The organism is Thalassospira sp. CA1, from assembly GCF_059052855.1.
The window spans coordinates 37431-62119 of record NZ_JBZCIA010000004.1 but is presented as its reverse complement, the minus strand read 5'-3'; the positions used below and the strand labels follow the sequence as shown (position 1 = coordinate 62119).

Annotated in this window: 21 protein-coding genes and 1 other RNA gene; 10 read left to right on the top strand and 12 right to left on the bottom strand. The window is 54.9% G+C overall.

Annotated elements, in window-relative coordinates:
• Positions 1 to 30: 30 nt before the first annotated feature.
• From AC5Q5A_RS08970 to AC5Q5A_RS08945, 6 genes are read right to left on the bottom strand one after another with little or no spacing between them, the layout of a single operon-like run.
• A complete protein-coding gene (locus tag AC5Q5A_RS08970) occupies positions 31 to 1440 on the bottom strand; it encodes a UDP-N-acetylmuramoyl-tripeptide--D-alanyl-D-alanine ligase (RefSeq protein ID WP_493895023.1) in 1410 nt (469 codons plus the stop codon).
• A gap of 59 nt (positions 1441 to 1499) precedes the next feature.
• Positions 1500 to 2960, bottom strand: a complete 1461-nt coding sequence (locus tag AC5Q5A_RS08965) for a UDP-N-acetylmuramoyl-L-alanyl-D-glutamate--2,6-diaminopimelate ligase (RefSeq protein WP_120224489.1) — start codon at positions 2958 to 2960, stop codon at positions 1500 to 1502.
• A complete protein-coding gene (locus AC5Q5A_RS08960; protein ID WP_008889600.1) occupies positions 2947 to 4665 on the bottom strand; it encodes a peptidoglycan D,D-transpeptidase FtsI family protein in 1719 nt (572 codons plus the stop codon). Before AC5Q5A_RS08960 ends, AC5Q5A_RS08965 begins: the two co-directional genes overlap by 14 nt.
• Positions 4662 to 5093 carry a cell division protein FtsL gene (ftsL, locus tag AC5Q5A_RS08955; protein WP_493895022.1) on the bottom strand — a complete coding sequence of 144 codons (432 nt, stop codon included), beginning with the start codon at positions 5091 to 5093 and terminating at the stop codon, positions 4662 to 4664. The genes AC5Q5A_RS08960 and ftsL overlap by 4 nt, the downstream gene beginning before the upstream one ends.
• Positions 5090 to 6076, bottom strand: coding sequence for a 16S rRNA (cytosine(1402)-N(4))-methyltransferase RsmH (gene rsmH / locus AC5Q5A_RS08950; RefSeq protein WP_493895021.1), 987 nt, complete (start codon positions 6074 to 6076; stop codon positions 5090 to 5092). The genes ftsL and rsmH overlap by 4 nt, the downstream gene beginning before the upstream one ends.
• Positions 6073 to 6576 (bottom strand): division/cell wall cluster transcriptional repressor MraZ, encoded by a 504-nt coding sequence (locus AC5Q5A_RS08945; RefSeq protein ID WP_210514201.1) that lies wholly within the window; start codon positions 6574 to 6576, stop codon positions 6073 to 6075. Before AC5Q5A_RS08945 ends, rsmH begins: the two co-directional genes overlap by 4 nt.
• 600 nt (positions 6577 to 7176) lie before the next feature.
• Between AC5Q5A_RS08945 and AC5Q5A_RS08940 the strand changes: the two genes are divergently transcribed.
• From AC5Q5A_RS08940 to AC5Q5A_RS08925, 4 genes are all read left to right on the top strand, one after another.
• Complete coding sequence (locus AC5Q5A_RS08940; RefSeq protein ID WP_493895020.1) at positions 7177 to 7899, top strand: EF-hand domain-containing protein; 723 nt, start codon at positions 7177 to 7179, stop codon at positions 7897 to 7899.
• A 94-nt stretch (positions 7900 to 7993) separates the two neighbouring features.
• The gene (gene corA / locus AC5Q5A_RS08935; protein ID WP_493895019.1) at positions 7994 to 9055 is read left to right on the top strand and encodes a magnesium/cobalt transporter CorA; all 1062 of its coding nucleotides are present in this window, start codon (positions 7994 to 7996) and stop codon (positions 9053 to 9055) included.
• Positions 9056 to 9150: 95 nt separating this feature from the next.
• Positions 9151 to 9699 (top strand): cysteine hydrolase family protein, encoded by a 549-nt coding sequence (locus AC5Q5A_RS08930; RefSeq protein ID WP_493895018.1) that lies wholly within the window; start codon positions 9151 to 9153, stop codon positions 9697 to 9699.
• Positions 9700 to 9767: 68 nt separating this feature from the next.
• Entirely contained in the window at positions 9768 to 10388 is a 621-nt protein-coding gene (locus tag AC5Q5A_RS08925) for a pyridoxamine 5'-phosphate oxidase family protein (protein ID WP_008889607.1), read from the top strand.
• A 78-nt stretch (positions 10389 to 10466) separates the two neighbouring features.
• Here AC5Q5A_RS08925 and rnpB read toward each other — a convergent pair.
• The 5 genes from rnpB to AC5Q5A_RS08900 all read right to left on the bottom strand — a co-directional run bounded on the left by rnpB (position 10467) and on the right by AC5Q5A_RS08900 (position 15416).
• An RNA gene (rnpB, locus tag AC5Q5A_RS08920) (RNase P RNA component class A) lies at positions 10467 to 10862 on the bottom strand.
• Positions 10863 to 10923: 61 nt separating this feature from the next.
• Positions 10924 to 11676, bottom strand: coding sequence for an N-acetylmuramoyl-L-alanine amidase (locus tag AC5Q5A_RS08915; protein ID WP_493895017.1), 753 nt, complete (start codon positions 11674 to 11676; stop codon positions 10924 to 10926).
• A 5-nt stretch (positions 11677 to 11681) separates the two neighbouring features.
• Complete coding sequence (locus AC5Q5A_RS08910; protein ID WP_008889609.1) at positions 11682 to 12554, bottom strand: DMT family transporter; 873 nt, start codon at positions 12552 to 12554, stop codon at positions 11682 to 11684.
• 177 nt (positions 12555 to 12731) lie between these two features.
• Positions 12732 to 14555 (bottom strand): ATP-binding cassette domain-containing protein, encoded by a 1824-nt coding sequence (locus tag AC5Q5A_RS08905; protein ID WP_493895016.1) that lies wholly within the window; start codon positions 14553 to 14555, stop codon positions 12732 to 12734.
• A 123-nt stretch (positions 14556 to 14678) separates the two neighbouring features.
• Entirely contained in the window at positions 14679 to 15416 is a 738-nt protein-coding gene (locus AC5Q5A_RS08900; RefSeq protein WP_008889611.1) for a TerB family tellurite resistance protein, read from the bottom strand.
• 269 nt (positions 15417 to 15685) lie between these two features.
• Here AC5Q5A_RS08900 and AC5Q5A_RS08895 point away from each other — a divergent pair, with 269 nt between their 5' ends.
• The 3 genes from AC5Q5A_RS08895 to AC5Q5A_RS08885 all read left to right on the top strand — a co-directional run bounded on the left by AC5Q5A_RS08895 (position 15686) and on the right by AC5Q5A_RS08885 (position 20604).
• Positions 15686 to 17683 (top strand): methyl-accepting chemotaxis protein, encoded by a 1998-nt coding sequence (locus AC5Q5A_RS08895; RefSeq protein WP_493895015.1) that lies wholly within the window; start codon positions 15686 to 15688, stop codon positions 17681 to 17683.
• 310 nt (positions 17684 to 17993) lie between these two features.
• Positions 17994 to 19955: a methyl-accepting chemotaxis protein gene (locus AC5Q5A_RS08890; RefSeq protein WP_493895014.1), complete on the top strand. Its 1962-nt coding sequence runs from the start codon at positions 17994 to 17996 to the stop codon at positions 19953 to 19955.
• A 139-nt stretch (positions 19956 to 20094) separates the two neighbouring features.
• Positions 20095 to 20604: a winged helix DNA-binding protein gene (locus AC5Q5A_RS08885; RefSeq protein ID WP_063088853.1), complete on the top strand. Its 510-nt coding sequence runs from the start codon at positions 20095 to 20097 to the stop codon at positions 20602 to 20604.
• 64 nt (positions 20605 to 20668) lie between these two features.
• Here the strand turns inward: AC5Q5A_RS08885 and AC5Q5A_RS08880 are convergent, their stop codons facing one another.
• Positions 20669 to 21421 (bottom strand): SDR family oxidoreductase, encoded by a 753-nt coding sequence (locus AC5Q5A_RS08880; RefSeq protein ID WP_493895013.1) that lies wholly within the window; start codon positions 21419 to 21421, stop codon positions 20669 to 20671.
• 269 nt (positions 21422 to 21690) lie between these two features.
• Here AC5Q5A_RS08880 and AC5Q5A_RS08875 point away from each other — a divergent pair, with 269 nt between their 5' ends.
• The 3 genes from AC5Q5A_RS08875 to AC5Q5A_RS08865 all read left to right on the top strand — a co-directional run bounded on the left by AC5Q5A_RS08875 (position 21691) and on the right by AC5Q5A_RS08865 (position 24630).
• A complete protein-coding gene (locus tag AC5Q5A_RS08875) occupies positions 21691 to 22665 on the top strand; it encodes a TRAP transporter substrate-binding protein (RefSeq protein ID WP_008889616.1) in 975 nt (324 codons plus the stop codon).
• 141 nt (positions 22666 to 22806) lie between these two features.
• On the top strand, positions 22807 to 23319 hold the full coding sequence (locus AC5Q5A_RS08870; protein WP_063088856.1) for a TRAP transporter small permease: 513 nt from the start codon (positions 22807 to 22809) through the stop codon (positions 23317 to 23319).
• Between the two features lie 9 nt (positions 23320 to 23328).
• Complete coding sequence (locus AC5Q5A_RS08865) at positions 23329 to 24630, top strand: TRAP transporter large permease (RefSeq protein WP_008889618.1); 1302 nt, start codon at positions 23329 to 23331, stop codon at positions 24628 to 24630.
• The last annotated feature ends 59 nt before the right edge of the window (positions 24631 to 24689 follow it).

Here is a 24689-nt window from a genome sequence, read left to right as displayed (position 1 = left end):
TTTTGCGACTTATCCTGTTACGGTTGTGGATTATTCCACCACGCCACAGGATTTTAAGGCCGATACAATTTTCGAAACGTAAATGCCAAGCGATCCTTTGACCAAAACCACGTCGCCATCGCGCAAATCGGCTTTAATCGGCTCAATTGCGTCCTCGGCAGTTTCAAAATGGCCGGCATTTCGTTCGGAAGGCAGGGTTTTGTCGAGTTCAGCCATCATCGGCCCAACCGAGTAAACCCGATCAATTTCAAGTGCGGTCAGCGGTTGATGCAAATCGGCATGCATTTTCGGCGCAATATCGCCGAGTTCGCGCATTTCACCCAAAACAGCAATCTTGCGTCCGCCGTCACCCGGTTTGGTCTGTGACAGGACCTTAATCCCCGCCATCATCGAGGTCGGATTGGCGTTATAGGCATCATCAATCAGGGTAAAGGTGCCATTCCCGGATGGCAGCTTTACCGTGTGTGTTTCACCGCGGCCTGCAGGCGGCGTAACATCCGCCAGATCCTGCGCGGCACGTACAGGGTCCGCACCAATCGCGTCAACACATCCCAGAACCGCAAGCGAATTCAGAACCCAGTGTTCACCGGGGCAGCCGATGAAATATTCAAGGTCGCGTCCACCGACACGTGCGCGGACGGCACTGCCATCGGTGACGATGTTGGCTTCAAACAGGCGATAGTTCGCCATGGCATCGGTGCCAAAACATTTGACGTTGCCAAGGCCAAGTTCCTTGGCGCGCCGGGCAAGGGCGAAGTAATGCATGTTGTCACGGTTCAGAATGACCGTGCCATCCTGATCAAGGCCATCGAAAATCTCGGCCTTGGCCATGGCAATTTCGGCTTCGTCCTTGAAAAATTCGGTGTGGGCGCCGACCACCGTTGTGATCACTGCGACACTTGGCTTGACCATTTTGACAAGCTTGCTGATTTCGCCCGGATGGTTCATGCCGATTTCAAAAACGCCAAAGTCGGCATCGGCGGGCAGGGTCGCCAGAGTAATCGGCACGCCCCAATGATTGTTGAAGCTGGCCGGGCTGGCATGGGTTTTTCCCTGCTGGGACAGCACGTATTTAAGCGCTTCCTTGGTGCCGGTTTTGCCGACACTGCCGGTGATGGCAACGATTTTGGCTTTGCTACGCGCGCGACCGGCAAGGCCAAGGCGCTCAAGGGCGGCCATCGTCTCATCGACCAGAAGAACCTTGTCGGTATCGGTGATGCCCTTGGCATCCGAGACCATGACGGCATGTGCACCGGCATCAAGGGCGGCCTGAGCGAATTTGTGACCGTCGAAATTCGGGCCTTTAAGGGCGATGAAAAGATCGCCTTCGCTGACTTTGCGGCTGTCGATTGAAATGCCGGCTACCGTCCAGTCCCCGATGGTTTTGCCACCGGTTGCGGTTTCGGCATCCTTTGCCGTCCATAAAACAGCCTTCGTCATAACGTCACTTTCTTTCCGGTCAGGCCATCACGGCCAAAGCGCCGTAACGGTATTTATGTTCAGTTGCCACCTGCAAGAATGCTGCGGGCGACAGATGCGTCATCGAATGGAAGAACCGTATCGCCGACAACTTGGCCTCTTTCATGGCCTTTTCCGGCAATAATAAGGACATCGTTACGCTGCAGGATGCCAATGCCGCGTTTGATGGCCTCGGCGCGATCACCGATCTCAACAGCACCTTCGCACTTTGCCTTGATGGCGGCACGAATGGTGGCCGGGTCCTCGCTGCGCGGATTGTCATCGGTGATGATGGCAATATCGGCAAAATCGTGCGCAACCTGCCCCATCAACGGGCGTTTGCCGGTATCACGGTCTCCACCGGCCCCGAATACACAAACGATGCGGCCTTTGCAATGCGGACGGACCGCCTTGATCACGGTTTCAAGGGCATCTGGCGTGTGGGCGTAATCAACAAATACCGGTGCGCCGAAGCTTGTCTTGCCAACCAGTTCCAGACGGCCACGAACACCTTCAAGTTTTTCAAGGGCCAGAACTGCCTGATCAAGGTCGGCACCAGATGCCACCACGATAGAAAGGGCTGCCAGTGCGTTCATCACCTGGAAGCTTCCCATCAGCGGCAGGTGAATGTTGTATTCGCCCTTGTTTGCCATCAGGCGGAGCTTGGTGCCGGTGCTGTCCGGTGTTGCCTTGATCAGTTTGATGTCATCGGCGTTCTCGCCGTAGGACAGAACATTCACGCCGCGTTTGGCGCAGAGTTTTTTCAGAAGATCGAACTGTTCAACATCGGCATTCAGCACAGCCGTACCATCGGCAACCAGAAGGTCCGAGAACAGGCGGGCTTTGGCGGCGAAATATTTTTCGAACGTGCCGTGATAATCAAGATGATCACGCGACAGGTTGGTGAAGGCGGCAACGGTGACCTTCACGCCATCAAGGCGATATTGATCAAGCCCGTGCGAACTTGCCTCCATCGCGACATGGGTAACACCAATGCCACACATTTCATCAAGGCTTTGATGCAGGGCAACCGGATCCGGCGTCGTCAGCGAACCGGGGATTTTTGCCCCAGCGGCCCGAATGCCAAGTGTTCCGATCGATCCCGACATGTTGCCAAGGATGGTCCAGAGCTGCTCGGTAAAGATCGCCGTGGATGTTTTGCCGTTGGTACCCGTGATCGCCGCGATGTTTGCCGGCTGCTTGCCATAGAAACGGGCGGCAAGCTGGGCATAACGTTTGCGCGGGTTTTCCACTGGTATCAGTGGCACCGTGGGGGCTGCCGGTCTTGGCGTTCCATCCTTTGCAAGGATGGCCGCGGCACCAAGCTTGATCGCATCGGCGATGTACTTGGAACCGTCATCACGTGCACCGGACAGGGCGGCAAACATATAGCCATCCTTCACGGTGCGTGAGTCTGCTGTCAGGCCCGTGATATCCGGGTCCTGTCCTTCGGCATGTTTCAATGCCGCTTGATCACCTGCCATGAGCTCAGAAAGACGCAAGTTTGCGTTCCCCCTTACGAAGTTCGATCTGCAGCGCTTGCTCAATCTCCGGCGCCTTCGCATTCGCCGGTTCAATGCCCAAAAGGGGAGCAATACGTGTCACAACCTTGCCAACAGCAGGGGCGGACACCCAACCTGCTGTGGCAAATCCATAAGTTTCTTTAGTGCCTTTGGGCTCGTCCAGCGTCACCAGAACCACATATTTCGGGTCCTGCATCGGGAAGGCGGCGACAAAGGTCGACATGCGGGCGTTCTTGACATAGCGCCCGTTCACGAGTTTTTCCGAAGTGCCGGTCTTCCCGCCAAGGAAGTAACCCGCCACTTCGGCGTTCTTGCCAGAACCGTCGGTTACGACCAGTCGCATCAGGCGACGCAGCAGTTCCGACGTTTTCTGGGAAAATACACGTTCACCTGCCGGTGCGCCGTCCTGTTTAAGGATGGTCGCAGGGCGGCGAATACCACCATTCACAAGGGTGGAAATGCCACTGACAACCTGAAGCGGGGTCACGGCCAGACCATGACCGAATGAAATCGTCATGGTGTTGATGTCGCGCCACGGATTGGGCACAAGCGGTCCGCCAACTTCAGGAAGCTCGATCTGCGGTTTGTCGAGCATGCCAAGCTTTTTAAGGTATTTTTGCTGGGTCTCGCCGCCAAAGGCCATTGCCATGCGGGCTGATCCGATGTTCGAGCTGTGAACAAGGATTTCCGGCAGGGTCAGCCAGCGGTTCTCGCCGTGATAGTCACGAATGCGGAACCCGCCAATTGCCAGCGGTTCAGTCGCGTCATAGACCGAGTTCAGCGTCGATGTGCCGGTTTCAAGGGCGATGGCCGTGTTAAACAGCTTGAACACCGAACCCATTTCGTAAACGCCAAGCGTGGATCGGTTAAAGCGCGCATCGGCTGGTGCCTGACCCGGGCGATGGGGGTCAAAGTTCGGAAGCGATGTCATTGCAACGACTTCGCCGGTATAGACATCCATCACAAGGCCTGCCGCCCCAACCGCGCTGTAGGTTTCCATCGCGTTTTCGACTTCTTCGGCAAGCGCGTATTGCACGCGGGTATCAAGCGAAAGTTCCAGCGGGCCGTTATTGATGCGCAATTCGTTGTCAAATTCGCGCTCGGCCCCGGCGATGCCGTTATTGTCGATGTCGGTGAAGCCCAGAACATGTGACAGAAGACGCCCATGCGGATAAACGCGGCGTTCTTCACGCTGGAAATTCAATCCCGGAATGCCAAGCGAGTTGACGTCATATTGCTGTTCCGGCGTCAGGTTGCGGCGCAGCCAGACGAATGCCTTGCGCGAACTGAGATGACGGATCAGTGAATCGCGGTCCAGATCAGGCAATACGGTCAACAAAAGGTCGGCGGACTCAACCGGGTCCTTGACGACACGGGCATCGGCATAAAGCGAATTGGTCGGAAGATCGGTCGCAAGCAACATGCCGTTGCGATCAACGATATCGGCGCGCTCGGTCTTGAGTTCACGGGTATCGGTTCCCGACGCAACAGCCGGTTCATTGCCCTGACGCAGAACCGATGCATCAATCAGACCATAGGTGATCCAGCAAAAACCGATGATGAACATCGCGCCGGTGATAAAGATACGGTTGCGCGCGGTTTCAAGCGCAAGGCGTTCGCGCTGATCCGGGCCCAGTTCCGGACGGTCGCCACGCAGCCAGTATGAAAAACGGGTCAGGCTCATTGTGCACCCCCCGTTTCGGTTGCGATGGACGGGGCATCAATGATCATGGTATCAGCCGCCTCGTCATACATCAGATCACCCGGACGGGCGCGCGGGACGGGCATGAAGGCAACTGCCTCGCCAAACTTGTTGATGCGATACTGATGCAGATCGGCGTCTTCGGGCAGGTCATCAATGCTTGCCATCTGAAGCACGTCAATCTGGGCAAGGCTCAGATACTGTTTGGACAGGCGTTCGATACGTTCCGGATTGTTCAGATAGCTCCATTCGGCCTGAAGAACATGGATGCTTTCCTGTTCGGCCAGAATGTCGGACTGAATATCTGCATAACGTTTTTCAAGACGTTCGACCTGATGGCTGACCCAATAGGTGCCGGTGCCGATCAGGATGGTCAAAACAAGGCCAATGATGGTTACCGCACGGGTCATTTGCGACCTCCCTGCGATGTAGCCGGTTGGTCGTTGCGCGCAACAGCGCGCAGTTTTGCCGAACGTGCGCGCGGGTTGGCGCGAATTTCATCTTTCTGACCGGTGACGGCCTTGCGTGTAATTGTCGTAAAGGTCGGAATGGCGACTTCCGGTTCACCGGGCAGGCGACGTGACATCTTGTTTGGATCGCCAGAGCGTTCCTTCATGAATGTTTTGACCTGCCGGTCTTCGAGCGAGTGGAAGGTCACAACCACCAGACGGCCGCCCGGTTTCAGCAACGTTTCGGCGGCACCCATGGCGCGTTCAAGTTCGCCAAGTTCGTCATTCACATAAATGCGCAGCGCCTGGAACGTCCGCGTGGCGGGATCAATGCCGTCCTTGGATTTGCGAACCACAGAGCGCACCGCACGGGCAAGCTGGGATGTCGTGGTAAAGGGTTCCTCTGCGCGCATTTCGATAATCTTGCGCGCGACCTTGCGCGATGCGCGTTCCTCGCCATAACGGTAAACGACATTGGCGATGTCTTCTTCTTCGGCGGTGTTGACGAAATCGGCCGCCGTCGGGCCAGACATCGACATGCGCATATCAAGCGGGCCGTCTTCGCGGAACGAAAATCCGCGATCCGCCTGATCAAGCTGCATGGATGAAACGCCGATATCAAGAACGATACCATCGACCTGCTGCGCACCTGCCGCCGGGACAAGTTTGGCCATATCGCCAAAGCAGCCCTCGACCATGTGGAAGCGGCCGTCATATTCGGCTTCAAGCTTTTTGCCGGTGGCAACAGCGGTCGGGTCGCGGTCGATGCCGTAAAGTTCGCAGTTGGCAGAGTCAAGAATGGCGCGGGAGTAACCGCCTGCGCCAAATGTACCGTCAACCATGATCTCGCCGTCACGCGGTGCAAGGGCTTCTAGGACCTCGCGGAGCAGGACCGGCTTGTGCGGACGATCTTCGGTAGCAAAGCTTAGATCGTTGCTGCTCATGATGCGTCCTCCTCCGTTGCGGTGCCGGGACGTGCACCTTTGGGGAGTTCACTCATCGGTTTGAGCTTCAATGTCGCACCACGGTTAAGCGTGCGGGTCCGGCTGGCTTCTTGCAGGGGCTTGAAGATGTCAGGGTTCCACAGGCGGAAGGTGCGACCACGGCCGACAAAGGCGACCTGATCTTCGATGCGTGCGAACTCGATCAATTCTGCGGGCAGAATGATGCGGCCTTCGCCGTCGTAAGGAAGCATATGCGAGGAGCCAAGGATGGTGTCTGCCAGATCGTCGGCCTCGTCAGAAAACATGTCGAGTTCATCAAGCGATGCGGCAATGCGCTCCATATGGCTGTGGCTGCAGCCTTCAAGCGCGCTTTCCTTGTGGGATTGATACAGGTAGATGCCGGCGAATTCTTCGGTATCGAGGGCCGCACGGAACCGTTTGGGGACGGATACGCGTCCCTTCCGGTCCAGCTTGTGAATGTGCGTCCCTGTGAACAGCACTTCGCCATTCCCCTGATCAAAAAACCGATCTCAGAACACTGGCCCTGATGGGCTGTCTTGCGACTGTGGTGTGTCCGAAATGGATATGCCCCGCATGGCACGGAATTTGTGCCTCTTTATGGGGTACCATGGGAAATGATGGGGGTCAATGGGATTTGATGGGCAAGAATGTGACGTTTTGGCACTTCCCGAGGGTTTCCGCGGTATATGCGGAAAGGCTGAAATCGGCCCAAAATGCGGGAAAACCAGCGGCGATCCATCTTCTGCCCATAAAATCCCAATTCGGTTCCATGGGGACCCATGGGAAGACCATCGAAAAACCGGAATTTGGGTTTTGATGGACCAGTTCAAGAATTGGATTTGAATGGGGTTGTCGAAGACAATTTGCGATTTGATGGCCAATCGGGTTTGATGCGCGGGCAAACTCCTGCAAAATGTCGAAATGATCCCTGATGGTCTTAATCGGCCATCGCGAATGAAAATACCCCCGAATGGGGCGTGGTCTTCTGGCGCGGGGCAGCGTCAGTGAAACGAAGGATGCGATTGTTGCGGATAAAAGCTGCCATTCTATTAATGGGTTGTGCATTTTCCTGGGCCGCGTTGGTTCCCGGGGTAAACCCGGTCACGGGTGGGGTGGCCACGGCACAGGGGCTCAGTCTTGACCCGGCCGGTGGCGGATCAAATTCGCCCGAAGTTTCATCGCCGCAGATGCGTGAATTGCTGCCCTTGATCATGCAACAACTGCAAAACAATCCGGAACTGATGTCTCAGTTTGGACTGGGCGGGCTTTCGGGGCTGAATGGCCTGAATGGGGATGGTTCCGGTGCAGGTGCCGGCGTTCCCGGTATGACAGGCGACGGTGTGTCGAACATCCCCGGACTGAACGAGGCAATTGCAAAGGCGCTTGCCCAGCAAAATGGTGGCGCGGGCGTCGCCCCATCGGGCATTCCAGAACAGGTCAAAGTCTATCGCGAACAATACCACCCGGTTGATATCGACCAGGATGGTCGTATCAGCGCGGATGAGGCTGCCGCATATGCCAGCTGGATGTTCCGGCGGCGCGATATCACGGGCGATAATGTTTTGGTGGCGCGCGAATTTGCCGCGGTTGAAAAATTGCCGGGTTCTTCGGATGCCAATCGACAAAGGTTGCGTACCGAAAGCCGTCGACTTGAATTGCTGTTTCCGGAATTTGATGCCGATGGTGACAAGATGATCACCAAGGAAGAATTCATGGCGCAGGTGCATGCGACCTATGATGAGAAGCGCGGAGCGGCGGCGGATATTGATCCGTTTTCGTTCCAGACGGTTTTGCCATTCTAGGGCTGAGTTGCTTGGAAACGCATTCATCACATGACAAGCATTCAATAAACTGGCATCCGTAACCATCGGCAAGCCGGAAGAGACGGAGAGGCTCATGGACACCAACGAATTCTTTGCCCCGGTGCGCGCAAACACCGACAGCGGCAATACCGCCAGTCCGGCTGCTTCTGATAGCGCAGTTGGTGACAGTGGACAGGCAGCCGAGGCCACAAACACGCCGTCTGAGCAATCTGGCGCCAAACCGGCTGCTGCCAAGGCCGAACGCCTTCCGGTTTGGGTCGATTTGCATGCCCCGACGCCCGATGAAATTCACGAGATTGAAGAACGCTTTGGCATTGAAATACCGACGCGCGAAGAAATGCAGGAAATCGAACTGTCATCGCGCTTGTATGACGAAGACGGTGCGTTGTTCATGACGGTTTCGGTTCTGACCAAGGCAACCACCGATGCGCCGCAAACCACGGCGGTGACGTTTATTCTGGTCAAAAAGACCCTGATCACCGTGCGTTATGCCGATCCAGTACCGTTCAAGACCTTCATCCGTCGTGTTAAGCGCAGTCCGTCGCTTGCCAATAGCGCCGAGGCCGTTCTGTTTGGTCTACTTGAACAGATTGTTGATCGACTTGCCGACCTGATGGAGCAAACAGCGACCGATCTTGAAGGCCTGTCCAATCAGGTCTTTATCAGCCCCGACGAGAATAGCTCGGATGCGGATCACCGCGAAACCCTGCGTCAGATCGGGCGTACCGGTAACCTGTCGGGCAAGGCCAAGGACAGCCTTTTGAACCTGCATCGCTTGGGATTGTTCCTCTCAACACAGGCGCGGCTTAAAAAGGATGCCAAGGCGCGGCTCAAGATCCTGTCACGCGATATTGTCTCGATCACCGAGCACGCCAATTTTATCGCCAACAAGGTGACCTTCCTGCTGGATGCGACGCTTGGCATGATCAGTCTTGAACAAAACAACATCATCAAGATCTTCTCGGTTGCCGCGGCTGCCTTTTTGCCACCGACCCTGATTGCCAGCATCTATGGCATGAACTTCGAATTCATGCCGGAACTGGGGTGGGAGTTCGGCTATCCGGTCGCAATCGGCCTGATGGTGCTGTCTGCTGTCCTGCCGTTGTTGTATTTCAAGCGCAAAGGATGGCTTTAGGCCAAATGGCGAAATGCGTGGGGCTTCTGTCCTTTTAGACAGTCTTTGCGCTGCTAGATTGACCGGCACATTCACCAAATATCGGAGCCCCACAAATGAGCAAGACCGCCCTGATCCTGATTGATTGGCAGAAGGGATTTGATGACCTCAGTTATTGGGGAAATCGCAACAACCCCGACGCCGAAGCCAACGGCGAAAAACTGCTCGCACACTGGCGCGCCAAAGGTTGGCCTGTGTTTCATGCCAAGCACAATTCGACAGAGCCGCAATCGCGCCTGCATCCCGATCATCCCGGTAACGCTTTCAAGCCGGGTCTTGCGCCCAAGGATGATGAGCCGGTCTATGGCAAGAACGTCAATTCCGCCCTGATCGGCACGGACCTTGAGGCCGATCTGCGTGCGCAAGGCATTTCGAAACTGGTTCTGTGCGGGATAACCACGGATCATTGCGTGAACACAACCACTCGCATGGCAGCCAACCTTGGATTTGATGTCACCATTGCCGCTGATGCCTGTGCGACCTTTGATCGCAGTTTGCCAGACGGGCGGGTTTTCCCGGCCCAGATGGTTCACGATGTTGCACTCGCCAGCCTGAATGGCGAGTTTGCAGCGGTGAAAACAGCCGCAGAAATTATTGCGGACTAATCGGCAATTGACTTGCGTTCGCAACTAAAGCAGTTTCTGCCCTCGTTTCTCGCCAAAGGTAATCTGCAATGACCAAAATCGATACTCAGGAAAAGCTCCGTGCCATTTACGGAGAACCGCTTGGACTTGCTGTCAGCAAATGTTTGCCGGCACTTGATCCGCACTGCAAGCACTTCATATCGCTTGCGCCCTTTGCGGTCATTTCCTCGTCAGATACCAATGGCAATGCAGATGTCAGCCCGCGTGGCGATGGCCCGGGTTTCATCAAGGTTGTTGATGACAAAACGCTGGTGATGCCCGATCGTCCGGGAAACAACCGGGTTGATACCCTGTCAAACATTGTCGACAACCCGAAAGTCGGGATGCTGTTTTTCGTGCCGGGCGTGAACGAAACGCTGCGCATCAATGGTGTTGCTGAAATCAGCACCGACCCGGCTTTGTTGGGGCTGTTTACCGACACGCCCAGGGCACCGATTACCGCGATCAAGATCACGGTCGAGGAAGCCTTCCTGCATTGTGCAAAGGCGCTGATGCGTTCCAAGCTTTGGGATCCGGAAACTCGGATCGAACGCAAAACGCTGCCGACCTTGGGCAAGATGATCAAGGATCAGACAGCGTCCGATATCCCCGAAAGCACGCAGGAAGAAGTAGACAAGTATTTCGCGCAATCCATTGCCGAGCGCGGCTAACCTGCTGTTCTTGATCGCAGGCATTTGATCCGGGCGATGACGGGAAACTGTCATCGCCTTTTTTCTGTCTGAAAAGATAATACCAGATGGCCTGTAAGCCGGGTTCTGTCCATGCGGCGAACCGCACTGGATGACTATTCATCTGGGACGTCCGTCGCCGAACGCCTCCTGCAACCAACCCGAATGGTGGTGCGAAAACTCACCTGCCGACAATGCCGAAGCATTCGGCCGACCATTCCTATTAGGTTTTGCTCCCGGTGGGGTTTACCATGCGTCCCGCATTGCTGAAGGACCGGTGCGCTCTTACCGCACCCTTTCACCCTTACCGGATGGCTTGCGCGATCCGGCGGTATCCTCTCTGTGGCACTTTCCCTAGGGTCGCCCCCGCCAGACGTTATCTGGCACCGTGTTTCCGTGGAGCCCGGACTTTCCTCCCCGATTGCAAGCAATCAGGGCAGCCATCCGGCCATCTGGTGATCGGGATGTAGGTCACATCAAGGATGGCGTCAAGAAAAAGCAGTGCGGGCAGGGATGCCTAGCGGGTGATCGCGCTGGCAAGCACCTTGGCAATGGCAATGCATTCGCCATCAACATTGCCTGAAATGTCGTTTTGCCGCCAATGACGTTGGAACGCGATGGTCCGTTTGTCTGTATCTTCGTCGCTGTCTGCCGGACCATAGCCAATCGCCTCAAGCAGGCGATAAAACTCATCCGGGCTGACAGCCGCGCCGGAAATGCCGGAACTGATGTCTGGAAGGCCATGACATCCGGGCCACAATCCAACGCCGTTTTCGGCCAGCTGTTGCCACGGGAACAGTTCACCCGGATCTTCCTTGCGGTCCGGGGCCATATCGGAATGGGCGATAATGCGGCTGGCGGGGATGTTGTGACGGGCAAGGATGTCTTGCGTCAGATCTATGACGGATTTGATCTGGATTTCCGGAAACGGGCGATAGCCATATTCATGTCCCGGATTGACGATTTCGATCCCGATGGAGTGGGAATTCACATCTTGGCAGCCTTGCCAAATGCCAAGCCCCGCATGCCAGGCGCGCTTGTCTTCATCAACCAGCTGAAAGATACGGCCATCTTCCTCGATCAGGTAATGGCTTGAGACAGAACTTTCCGGATCACACAGGCGTTCAAGTGCGTCGGCACCCGATTGCATGCCGGTGTAATGCAGGACCAGAATATCAGTCGGGCATCCATCCGGACGATCACCGAAATTGGGGGAGGGACGGGAAATGATGTTTCCCGCTGATCGCGTTCTGGTGATCTTTTCCCCCATGAGGATCAATCCATTCCCTGTGCTTTGCGTTGGACCGGCTTGCGCAGCATGATGACCGCGACACCGCACAGAACGACTGTGCCCCCAATGATTTTAAGCAGCGAAAACGGCTCGTCAAACACAAGGAACGAACCCATCACACTGATCACCGGTGCCAACAGGGTCCAGGGCACAACAACGTTCACATCCTGCGTCTTCAGCAAATGATACCAGAAACCATACGCAACAATCGATGACATCACGACCGTGAAGGCAAGGTTTGCATAGGCCACCCAGCTTGCGTTCATCACCGCTTCAAACCCGTTCGGTTCAAAGATCAGGGACATGATCAGCAATTGCGGGGCCGCCATCAGCGCCATCCAGCCATTCAGTTGGAAGGTATCAATGTCGCCAAGCTTCTTGATCATGACATTGGCAACCGCCCACATGAAGGATGCAAACACCACGAGTAGTAGTGGCAATTGCAGTTCGGTCATGGTCGGGTCCCAGAACATGATGGTGACACCGATAAACGCCAGCGCCATACCCGAAAGCCGTTTCCAGCCCAGCCGGTCATTAAAGAAATAGGTCGCAAGCATCGATGAAAACGGCACGCCCAACAGAATGATAATGGCGACCGGCCCGGCATCAATCATTGAAAGGGCATAGAACAGAACCCCGAAATGCAGACCACCAAAGGTCACCGAAATCAGGGCGAGCTTGCCAAAACGGCCGCGCGGAACTTGCGTAAACGGGATCAACAGGATCGCCACAGCCGCAAAACGCATCGCCGTCAGGATGAAGGGCGGGATTTCACCAACCGCCCCTTTGACGGTCAGCATGTTCACGCCCCAAATGACGGCGACGGAAAAGGCCATAATTACGGCTTTGATCGGCATGACGGGGCCTTTCGGCAATAAGGGGCAATAATGACCCCAAGAATATCAGATAGATACGCACACCCGCCCAAGTTTTTTAGACGGGTTCCAGTCCCTTGATCCGATGTTTCAGCCCAAAGCACAAATGAGTTGTTTTCAACTCATGCCTAAACTGTTTTGAAATTCGCGCCAGCCTGGTCAGCCCTGACCGAGTTCCTCGCGCAGCATTTCAAGTTCCAGCCAGCGTTCCTCGGATGCTTCAAGTTCTGAGCGCGCAGCATCCAGTCGATCAACCTTTTTCTGGAAACCGTTCGGGTCTTTGGTGAACAGGCTGCTATCAGAAAGCGCATCCTCAAGGGTTGCGATTTCCGCTTCCAGTTTGGCTATTGCAGCAGGCAGATTGTCGTATTCGCGCTGATCTTTATAGCTCAGCTTGCCTGTCGGTTTTGATTTCGGTGCGCTTGCCTGTGCGGCCTTCTTGACCTGTTTGGCGGCTGCCTTTTCTTCCTTGGCCGCCTCGGCGCGCGAAAGTCTGCGTTGGGCGATGTAATCGGAATAACCACCGGCATACTCGATGGCCGTCCCATCGCCTTCCATGACGATAGATGATGTCACAACGCGATCCAGGAAGTCACGATCGTGGCTGACCAGAAGAAGCGTGCCTTCATAGTCGCTCAGCATTTCCTGAAGCAGATCCAGTGTATCCATATCCAGATCGTTGGTTGGCTCATCCATGATCAGAAGGTTGGTCGGCTTGGCCAATTGTTTGGCCAGCAACAGACGATTGCGTTCACCGCCTGAAAGCGCACCAACCGGGCTTCGCGCCTGTTTTTCATCAAACAGGAAGTCACGCAGATAGCTGACAACATGGCGCGGATTGCCGCGCACCATAACCTGATCGCCGCCAACATCACACAGCGTATCCCAAAGGGTCTTGCTGTCATCAAGGGCAGCGCGTTTCTGATCGAAATAGCTTGGATTAAGGTTGGTGCCGATCTTGATCGTGCCGCTGTCAGGTTCGATCTGACCGGTCAGCATTTTCAAAAGCGTGGTTTTACCAGCCCCGTTCGGGCCGATAATGCCAACCTTGTCGCCACGCAGAATGCGGGTCGAGAAATCAGAGATGATCTGACGGTCGCCAAATGATTTGGCAATATCGGTCGCTTCGATCACGACCTTGCCGGATGTCTCACCAGCGTCGGCCGCAAGCGACACGTTGCCGATGCGGTCAACCTGTTGGGAACGCTGGGCGCGCATATCATAAAGGCGGCGCAGACGGCCCTGGTTCCGTTTGCGGCGGGCTGAAATGCCCTGCACCGACCAGACGGTTTCCTGCGCAATCAGCTTATCAAGCTTGGCGCGTTCCTCGGCTTCCTTGCGATAGATTTCCTCGGACCATTCCTCGAACTGGGAAAAGTTGATCGAACCCTGATGCATCACACCACGATCAAGCCACAACACACCATTCGATACGGCATTCAGGAAAGCACGGTCGTGCGAGATCACCACAACAGCACCGCGGAAATTCTTGATTTCGCCTTCAAGCCATTCAATTGTCGGCAAATCAAGGTGGTTGGTCGGCTCATCAAGCAACAGAACCTGCGGATCCGCAATCAGTGCCCGCGCGATCGCGGCCCGGCGGCCTTCACCACCCGAAAGCTGTTTGGGGTCCGACTTCGGATCAATATCAACCGATGCCAGCAACATGTCGGATCGATAGGCGTAATCCTGTTCATGGTCATCAAGGGCCGAAAGAACAAAATCCTCGACCGTGTCATAGCCGTCGAATTTCGGTTCCTGATTAAGGTAAGCCACCTTGCAGCCCGGCTGAACAAAGCGTTCCCCGCCATCGGGTTCGATTTCACCGGCGATGATTTTCAAAAGAGTCGATTTGCCGCCGCCATTGCGCCCGACAAGGCACAGGCGGTCACGGTCACCAATGGCAAATGACACATCAGAAAACAGATCATTCCCGCCAAAGGTCAGGTGAATGTCATTAATATTGATCAGCGGTGGCGCCATGGAAAAACCGACAAGTTTGAAAACAAAACAGGGTCACAATGACCGGCCCCCTGCAAACAGCAATTCGCGCAACGTTGCAAGGGAAATCAACTTTGCCAGAGATAATCGAGAAGATCGAACGCGCTAGCGGATGCCGCGCTCTTTGCGGATTTGATCCCAGGCCGCATTGATCCGCGCCATCTTCTCGTTGGCCTGTTCAATGAATTCCGGCGGCATGCCCTTGGCCATCAGGGTGTCTGGATGGTTTTCGCGCGACAATTTCCGATGGGCCGATTTCAGGTCATCGTCACTGGCCTCACGCGTCAGGCCAAGTTGCTCATAGGGATCCGGGCCGTCTGACGCGGTGAAGGCATGATGAACCCGTTCAAAGTCGACCTCGGCAAAGCCAAAGATATGGGCGACCTTTTTAAGGTAATCCTGTTCGGCCGGGTGCAGTTCGCCGTCGGCCATGGCGATTTGATAAAGTGCCTCAAGCACACCTTCAAGGATGGCACGTTCACCGCGAAACATGGTGGCTATCTGATGGGCATAAACCTCAAACCCGTCTGACGACGACCGCGCCATGTCAAAGATGCGGCCGACATTCTTTTCTTCGCCCGGCGGGATGTGGAATACGCGTTTGAAGGCGTTGACTTCATCGCGGCTCACATGGCCGTCAACCTTGGCCATCTTGGCGGCCAGCACGACCACACCGGTTGCAAAGGCGATCTGGCGGGGATCATGCCCGCCAATTTGAGGCCCGCGTGCATTGCTTTTGATCTTGTCAACGACATGACCGGCCGCCGCGCCGAGAATTGCACCCAATGGTCCGCCCAGGGCAAAGCCTGCAGTTCCGCCAATAATTTTGCCCCAGATGCTCATGGGTGATCTTCATCCTGTTTGTTGTAATCCGGTGCGGTCGATTGGCTGAATGGATAGGTGATTAATCGGTACCAATACCCGCGCAAAGCACAAACATAGTGCGCAGACGACGAAAAGAAATGACCTAATTTGTGGGAATTTTCGCCAAAGGTAGAGTGAATTAGTAATTAGTCTATACTTTAGTCTTTATATATCTACTGATGGTAGAATGTTTTATGGTTCTGAAAAACAAAATATAAAACCAAGAACCGGAAAATGAGGGTGGAAGCATGTCTTTCTTGTCGCGAATGAAGCTGGTTTACCAGATCTCGCTGCTGAGCATCGTTGCTCTAGTGATTTTCGCCATTGTCGGCATCACGCAATTCGTTGCCGATCAACAGCGCCAATCAGCGCAATTGATCGCCAAGGCTGCGAGTGAGGATTCCCAGACGGTAAGCATTGTCTCGCGTGCGTTCCTCGATGCGCGTCGCCACGAAAAAGATTTTGTTATTCGACGAAGCGAGGAATATGTCACTGCCCATGCCGAAGCCGCCGCGCAAATCCGGACCGGTCTGGAAAAGCTTTCCGCGCGTGAAGAACTTGGCGGCCTTCTTGAGCAGGTCGAGCAGGTTCAGACAGCCGTCGATAATTATGTGTCGGAATTCGCCACTGTCGTTGAACTGCAGCGCAAGGTTGGTCTGGACGAGAGTTCGGGCTTGCTTGGCGAAATGCGAAGTGCTGCATCCGAAGTCGAAACTGCTTTGGCAGAAGTGGCCAAGCTTGAAGCGATGCTGGGACTGAGTGGCACCAAGGACCTGTCGATTGCGGTTTTGCAGATGCGCCGCGATGAAAAGGATTTTCTTGCCCGTCTGGATCCGGCCTATGTCGAAAGTGTCGAAGCAACTTCCAAGCAGTTCTCGGCTGCACTTGAGCGCGCCGGCAGCATTCAGGATGAAAAGAAACAGCAGCTTGGCAAGCTGATGGATTCGTATCTGGCGGATTTCAAAACCCTTGCCGATGCCGTTCTTGAACGTGAACAATCCCTGGAACGCCTCAGCGCGTATTATGCGGCGGTCGAGCCGGTTCTGGAAACATTGGGCAATGAAGTCCGAACCGTTGCCGAAAACATGCAACAACGTGCCGAACAAATCGCTCATAGCGGGGTTCAGGTTACCTTTGCGATCTTTATCGCCGGTGCGATCATCATGATCCTGATGTCGATGGTGCTTGCGCGTGCCATCGTGCGGGCCATCACCGGGTTGACCGACAAGATGGCCCGGTTGGCCAAGAACGACTTTGACGTCAAACTGGATGAAGCCGACCGCAAGGATGAAATCGGCGAAATGGGCCGGTCCGTGGTTGTCTTCCGCGAAAACGGTCTGGAGCGGCAAAAGCTTGAAGCCCAGCAACGCGAACTTGACGAAAAACAGCGTCAGCGCATTGAAAAGCAGGAACAGCACATTCGCGAATTTGACGATGATGTCGTCGCAATGATGAGCGAAGTGGGGACTGCCGTTCAACAGCTGCATTCCGTCTCCGAAGTTCTGCGCAACAGCGCAGCCACAGCCAATGAACAGTCGACAACTGTTTCTGCGGGCAGTGAAGAAGCATCGTCAAACGTGCAACTTGTTGCAACGGCGGCGACGGAGCTTTCGGCCTCTATCCACGAGATTGCTGGCCAGATCAGCGATACTTCGAAAATGGCGGCGACGGCGAGTGATCGTGCCCAGACAACCAACGACGACATTCAGGGCCTGAATGCGGCCGCAGTCCGCATTGGCGAAGTAATCAATCTGATCAGCGATATTGCCGAGCAAACCAACCTTCTGGCCCTGAACGCCACGATCGAAGCCGCCCGTGCCGGTGATGCCGGCAAGGGCTTTGCCGTGGTCGCAAGCGAGGTGAAAAACCTTGCCAATCAGACCGCCAAGGCGACCGAGGACATTTCAAGCCAGATCAATGATATCCAGCAAGCCACACAGTCGGCCGTCGATGCAATTGATAGCATCGTTCAGATGATCAAGGATATCAGCGAACGGGCATCTGCGGTGGCGGCCGCCGTCGAACAACAGACCGTTGCGACCAGCGAGATTTCCCAGAATGTCGAACAGGCCGCATCGGCAACCACCGAAATCTCGAACGCCATGCAGGGGGTTTCGTCGGCGGTGGCAGAAACCACCGAGGCTGCCGATGATGTGCGTGGTTCGGCCGATAACCTGGGTCGTCAAAGTGATGGTCTGAGTGAACGTATCGATAACTTCCTTGCAAGGATGCGCTCGATTTCATAGGCCGCCTGCAACAAGCATCATTTCACGTCTGCAACTGCAACAAGAGGAAAGAGCAATCTTTCCTCTTGTTTTGTTGTGCCTCACACCAAATGTGATTCAGTTGAGTAAGAGACAGGCACCGGGCAAGCATCAATTATGTTTTGCCAAGGCTTAGAGGCCGAAATGGTTTCCCGACATATGGGGCAAGGTTCCCCCGATTTGATCTGGCGGGCGCGATAGGTGTCTTCATTTCGTTGTTGAATAGAAACCTGCGCTGATGCCAGCAGGCGACAAGCTGTGGCAAAGGCGGGGTAACTTCTTGGGGGCCAAGATGAACTTTCTTTCCCGTATGAGACTTCTCTATCAGATATCGCTGATCGGCGGGGTGGCACTTTTGATCTTTATCGTCGTTGGTGCTGTGCAATTCATTGCCGAGCAACAAAGACGGGCCGCCGAAGAGGTCGCCGAGAGTGCGTTGGAAAACAAACTGGTTGCTGATGCGGTTTCGCGTGAATTTCTGAATGCACGTCGGCGGGAAAAGGATTTCCTGCTGCGCATGGATGAAAAATATGTTTCCGAGCATGCCAGTGTCGTCCAAGACGTCAATGCAGGCCTCGAGCAACTTGAACAGGCGCCGGAACTGAACGCCTTTGATGCACAGCTCCAGGAAATTGTGACAGCCTTTGCCAACTATGACGCCAAGTTTTCGGTGGTTGTCGGTTTGCAGCGAGAAATCGGGTTGAACGAGGAAGAGGGGCTTCTGGGACGGTTACGTTCCTCGGTGCACAATGTCGAAGAGGCGCTCAAGAAATATAACGCCGACAATCTTACCGTAATCATGTTGATGATGCGCCGCCACGAGAAGGACTTTCTTGCACGCCTTGATCCAAAATATGTCGGTCGGATCGATGACCGCCTTGCCGAGTTCGGACCGGCATTGGCCGCCTCAAACATTCCCGCCGACGAGCAGGATAAAATCACCGACTTGATGAAGTCATATGTCGCTGACTTCAAGGCGCTGTCTGAAAAGATCCTGCAACGCGAAGCAGAGCTCGGCTTTTTGTCCGACTATTATGCCGAGGCTGAGCCGATCCTTAATGAACTCAGTCAGTCGATTGGCGCAATCGCACAGACCCAAAAGCAAAGAGCTGACAGCATTGCAGAAACCAGTCTGACAGTTTCGGTCATCATGTATTCAATCGGTGTTCTGGCGTTGATGGGGCTTTCGTTCTTGTTGGCGCGCGCGATTGTCAGCGCGATCAGCGGTCTAACCAACAAAATGACCCGATTGGCTGAAAACGACTTTGATGTCGATATCAACGAAGTAAAGAGGGCGGACGAAATTGGCGAGATGGGGCGTGCGGTTCTGGTGTTCCGCGAAAACGGTATCGAACGCATCAAGCTTGAAGCGGCGCAAAAGGCCGAAGACGAAAAACGCCGCAAACGCATGGAGACTCAGGAACGCTATATTCAGGAATTCGATCAGGCGGTGGTTGCCGTCATGGCAGATGTCGGAATAGCGGTGGAGCAACTCCATCAGGTGTCGAACGTATTGCGTAACAGTGCTGAGACAGCAACCAACCAGTCGATGGCGGTGTCTTCCGGTGCCGAAGAGGCCTCTTCGAATGTGCAGTTGGTTGCCACGGCCGCAACCGAGCTTTCGGCTTCTATCAACGAGATTTCCGGTCAGGTCACGGAAACGTCAACCATGGCACAGTCCGCAACCGAGCGGGCGCGCAATACCAATGATAATATTCAGGGGCTTAATGATTCTGCGATCAAGATTGGCGAAGTCATCAGCCTGATTAGTGATATCGCTGAGCAAACCAACTTGCTGGCGCTTAATGCAACGATTGAGGCCGCCCGGGCGGGGGACGCTGGCAAAGGCTTCGCAGTTGTCGCAAGCGAGGTGAAAAACCTTGCCAATCAGACGGGCAAGGCAACCGAGGAAATCACATCCCAAATCAATGATATCCAGCAGGCCACCAGCCTTGCCGTCGATGCAATCGACGAGATTGTTAAAATGATCTCAGACATCAGCGAACGCGCAGCTGCGGTGGCGGCCGCGGTTGAACAGCAAACTGTCGCCACCAGCGAGATTTCGCAGAACGTCGAACAGGCCGCCGCCGGGACAGAGGAAATCTCGGCTGCCATGCAAGGGGTGTCTGCAGCTGTCAATGAAACCAACGAAGCCGCTGGCAACGTCAACGTTTCGGCCAACAACCTTGGTCAACAAAGCGGTGATTTGCGGTCGCAGATTGATGGTTTTCTCGAACGGATGCGCACACTTTAACGGTGAATTGCCGATAAGTATAAGGCGGCAGGGGCTTTACCTTGTCGCCTTTATCGCGATAAAATGCCGACAAACTTCCAATGAACCTGGTCGGAACCTATGTTGGTGACCGGGAATACTGCATTACAGGGAACGTCGGATGGCTGATAAAACACGTATCGTCTCATCGTCACATCTTGTCTCGGAACGCGCAGCCGAACTGTCGGAACTTGAATTTGCGTTAATCCTGTCAGGCAACGCATTTAACCGTTGGATGGTGCGGTGCATGCGTGCGGCGGGTATGCCCGATGTGTCGGTTCTCGATATTCTGGTGCTGCACAATGTCAATTCCCGTGAACGGGAAAAAAGCCTGTCTGAAGTGTGCTTTGTCCTGAATGTCGAGGACAGCCATCTTGTGAACTATTCCCTTAAAAAGCTCCGCAAACTCGGACTGGTCGAGGGTGTCAAACGCGGCAAGGAAGTGCATTACGCGACCACCAAGGACGGCCGTGAAATGTGCGAGAAATACCGTCAGGTCCGCGAGGATTGCCTGATTGAGACTTTCCAGCGGCTTGGCGTCAATAGCGAGGAAGTCGGGGATGTCGCCAAGACCCTTCGCGCAATTTCCGGCGTCTATGACCAGGCATCACGTGCAGCAAGCGCGATGTAACTCGCGCTGCTGATACCGGCGCCAAGGCTTGTCCCTCGTATCCCCGATGTGCAGGGAGAAACACCTAGGGCTGAATAGGTAACAGGGTGCGGTTGTAGGTCGGGGACATCACGATTTCGTTGAAGCAGACCCGCATGGGGGCCCCGACGACATAAGTCACGATTTCTGCAAGATCGCTTGGCTTTAAAAGACGATCAAGTTCTTCCTGTTGTATCGGTACCGGGCGTTGCTGAAGGATCGGGGTGGCAACCTCGCCCGGCGAAATGCAGCAACAGCGGATGTTATTGTGCAGTTCTTCCTGATTGATGCTGTGGGACAACTCTACGACACCGCGCTTGGATGCAATATAGGCCGGGCCTGCGACCGGGAATTCATGCTTTGCGGCCCACGACGCAACATTGATGATCAGTCCGTCTTGTTGATCGCGCATCAAGGGCAGGGTCGCGCAAACGGTGTTGGCAACACCGTTCAGATTGACGGCGACGATACGCTGCCAGTCTTTGATATCAAGATCGCGCCAATGCCGTTTCGGGGTGTTCACACCAGCACAGTTGATCAGCACATCAATTTTGCCCATCGCGCTTTTGATTTTCGCAACCGTTTCAAAAACCTTGTCGCTGTCACTGATGTCGAGCGGGTAAATTTCAACTTTTCCCCCGCTTGCCGCAATGTCATCTGCAACTTGCCGAAGTGTCTCTTCGCGCCGCGCCGAAAGGGCAACGTGCGCCCCGCCAGCCGCCAGAGATTTGGCAATTGCTTCACCGATGCCGCTACCGGCACCTGTAATCCAGACAGACTTCCCCGAAAGATCAGACATTGGATTTTCCCCACTTGTTATTTGTTTGATCGCTAGTTGAATGCCCCCGGCAGACAACAATAACAACAAAAATATCAGACGAATGGTCGGTTTTTGCGGGTTCACGCAGGTGGGTCTCCCGGTGTTGTTTCCCGGATTGTGCATATCTGCTATGAATTAAAGTTGACAATTTGTCGGCAAAATGTGATCAATGTGTCGGGAGGCTACTTTGGAGTCTCGATACGCGATAACGTGTATCGGCTTGCATCACACACAGGGAGACTTGAAAAATGTTGAAAAAAGCACTTTCGACTGTCGCAGTCGCAGCGATCACCATGTCAGCCGGCTTTGCATCCGCTGAAGAAACCTGGGACATGGCAACCCCGTATCCTGACGCGACTTTCCACACCCAGAACATCATCGAATTTGCCAAGGATGTGAATGAAGCATCCGGTGGTGAGCTGAGCATCACCGTTCATTCAGGTGGTTCGCTGTTCAAGCATGCTGACATCAAACGTTCGGTTCAGCGCGGGCTGGTGCCGATCGGCGAAACCCTGATTTCGCTGCTGGCCAACGAAAACCCGATCTACACCGTTGACGCGATCCCGTTCCTTGCGACGTCTTATGAAGACGCCAAGAAACTTTGGGAAGTATCGCGCGAAGGCATCGAAGCAGCCCTCGCAAAAGACGGTCTTAAAGTTCTTTATGCTGTTCCGTGGCCGGCACAGGGGCTTTACACCGCAAACGAAGTCAACAGCGTTGCTGACCTCGATGGTGTCAAGTTCCGCGCCTATAACGCCACCACGTCCGAACTGGCATCGCTGACCGGCATGGTCGCGACCCAGGTTGAAGTTCCGGAAATCCCGACCGCCTTTGCAACGGGCATTGTCGAAGCTATGATCACGTCGCCGTCGACCGGTGCCAACTCCAAGGCATGGGACTTTGTTTCGAACTTCTATGACGTTCAGGCATGGCTTCCGAAAAACATGGTTATCGTAAGCGAAAGCGCATTCGATGGCCTGTCTGCTGACGTTCAGGCTGCTGTTCTTGAAGCCGCTGCCAAAGCCGAAACCCGCGGCTGGGAAATGAGCATGGCAGAAGCCGAAGAGAAAAAGAAAATTCTCTCTGAAAACGGCATGAACGTTGCTGCACCGAGTGCAGAACTCAAAGACGGTCTGGCAGCAGCTGGTGACAAAATGGTCGCTGGTTGGCTGGAAAAAACCGGCGATGAAGGCCAGGCCATCATCGACGCGTTCAAGAACTAAGCACCAGTTCTTGCCAATTGTCGGGGCCGGACGGCTGTCGTCCTCCGTTCGGTCCCGGACAATCCGCACATTTTAATGTTACTGTCCGTTAGGTACGATACGTCGCTTTGGGGATGATCGTTGGCGGAAAGGGGGACTGCTGTGCGCAGACTGCTAGATTATTTATTCAAATTCAGTGCCGTTTTGGCGGCCGCGTTCCTGGTAATCATTGCGCTGCTGATCCTCGCCCAGTCCTTGGGGCGTCTTGTCGGGATCGCCGTTCACGATGCCAATGAACTGGCCGGGTTCTCGCTTGCTGCCGGTACGTTCCTAGCCCTTGGTCCGGCACTGCGCGCTGGCACCCACATCCGGGTCATGATCGTCCTTTCGCACCTTAAAGGCCGTGTCCGCCGAACAATGGAAGCGATCACGCTGTTGGCTGCGATTTATCTTGCCGGTTACTTCGCCTGGTGGATGGCGGTTCTGGCCGAGGAGAGCTTTTCGTATGGCGATACCTCGCCCGGCGTTCTGGCGTTCCCGCTGTGGATCCCGCAAACCGCCATGGCCTTTGGACTGGTTGTCTTTACCATCGCTCTGCTCGAAGCATTTGTTGATCTTCTGGCTGGCCGCGAACCCGCTTTTGTCGGCGGCGAAGCGAATGAACTGAACGAGTAGGGGGCGGTCATGGACGTACTTCAAATCGGTCTTATCCTGATGGGCCTGCTGTTCCTGTTTCTGGGCGCTGGTCTGTGGGTTGCACTTGCACTTTTTGCCATTGGCGTCTTTGCCATTGATGTTTTCACCAGTGCGCAAACCGGTCCGATCATCGCGACCACAGCATGGTCAAGCCTTGCGACCTGGTCACTGGCACCGCTGCCGCTGTTTATCTGGATGGGTGAAATCCTGTTTCGGTCCCGCCTTTCCGAAGACATGTTCACCGGGCTTGCCCCGTGGTTGAACAAACTTCCGGGTCGGTTGCTGCATGTCAATATTCTGGGCTGCGGTATCTTTGCGGCCGTGTCGGGGTCGTCGGCGGCAACGGCGGCCACCATCGGGCGCATGTCGATCCCCGAACTGCGTAAACAGGGCTATGCCGACAGCCTGATCCTGGGCACCCTTGCCGGGTCCGGTACGCTGGGTCTTCTGATCCCGCCGTCGATCATCCTGATTGTTTATGGTGTTTCGGCCGAACTTTCGATTGCCCGTCTTTTCATTGCCGGCGTGATCCCCGGTGTCATGCTGATCATCATGTTCATGAGCTTCGTTGGCATCTGGGCCACGATCAACAAGGACAAGATGCCCGAAGCGGCCCCCAGCATTCCGTTTGCTGAAAAAATCCGTGCATCCGGCCGCCTGATCCCGGTCATTGTTCTGATTGCGGCTGTCATCGGCTCAATCTATGGCGGGGTGGCAACCCCGACAGAGGCCGCGGCATTCGGTGTCGTCGGTGCGTTGATCCTCTCAGCGCTTAGCGGATCGCTTTCCAAGGAAAGCCTGCTTGATGGCATCATGGGTGCCACCCGGACGTCCTGCATGATCTGCTTTATCCTTGCGGGTGCCGCGGTATTGACGGTTGCCATGGGCTTTACCGGTGTGCCGCGTGAACTGGCCGCATGGATCGCCCAGATGGAGCTGTCGCCCTATGCGCTGCTTGGCGCGTTGACGATCTTCTTTATCGTTCTGGGATGTTTCCTTGACGGTATCTCGGTGGTGGTTCTGACAACCTCTGTGATCCTGCCGATGGTGCAGGCCGCTGGCATCGACCTTTTGTGGTTTGGCATCTATGTCGTGCTGGTGGTCGAAATGTCACAGATCACGCCACCGGTCGGCTTTAACCTTTTCGTTCTGCAAGGCCTGACAGGCAAGAACCTGTTCAAGATTGCAGTTGCTGCCTTGCCATTCTTCTTCCTGCTGTTGTTTGCCGCCCTTTTGATCACCGTATTTCCGGGGATCGTTACCTGGCTGCCAACGCAAATGAGTGGCTAAGAGTTCATGATTTGAACTGACCAAAATACTCGAATTTTCTGACTACAGATGCCTGAAGG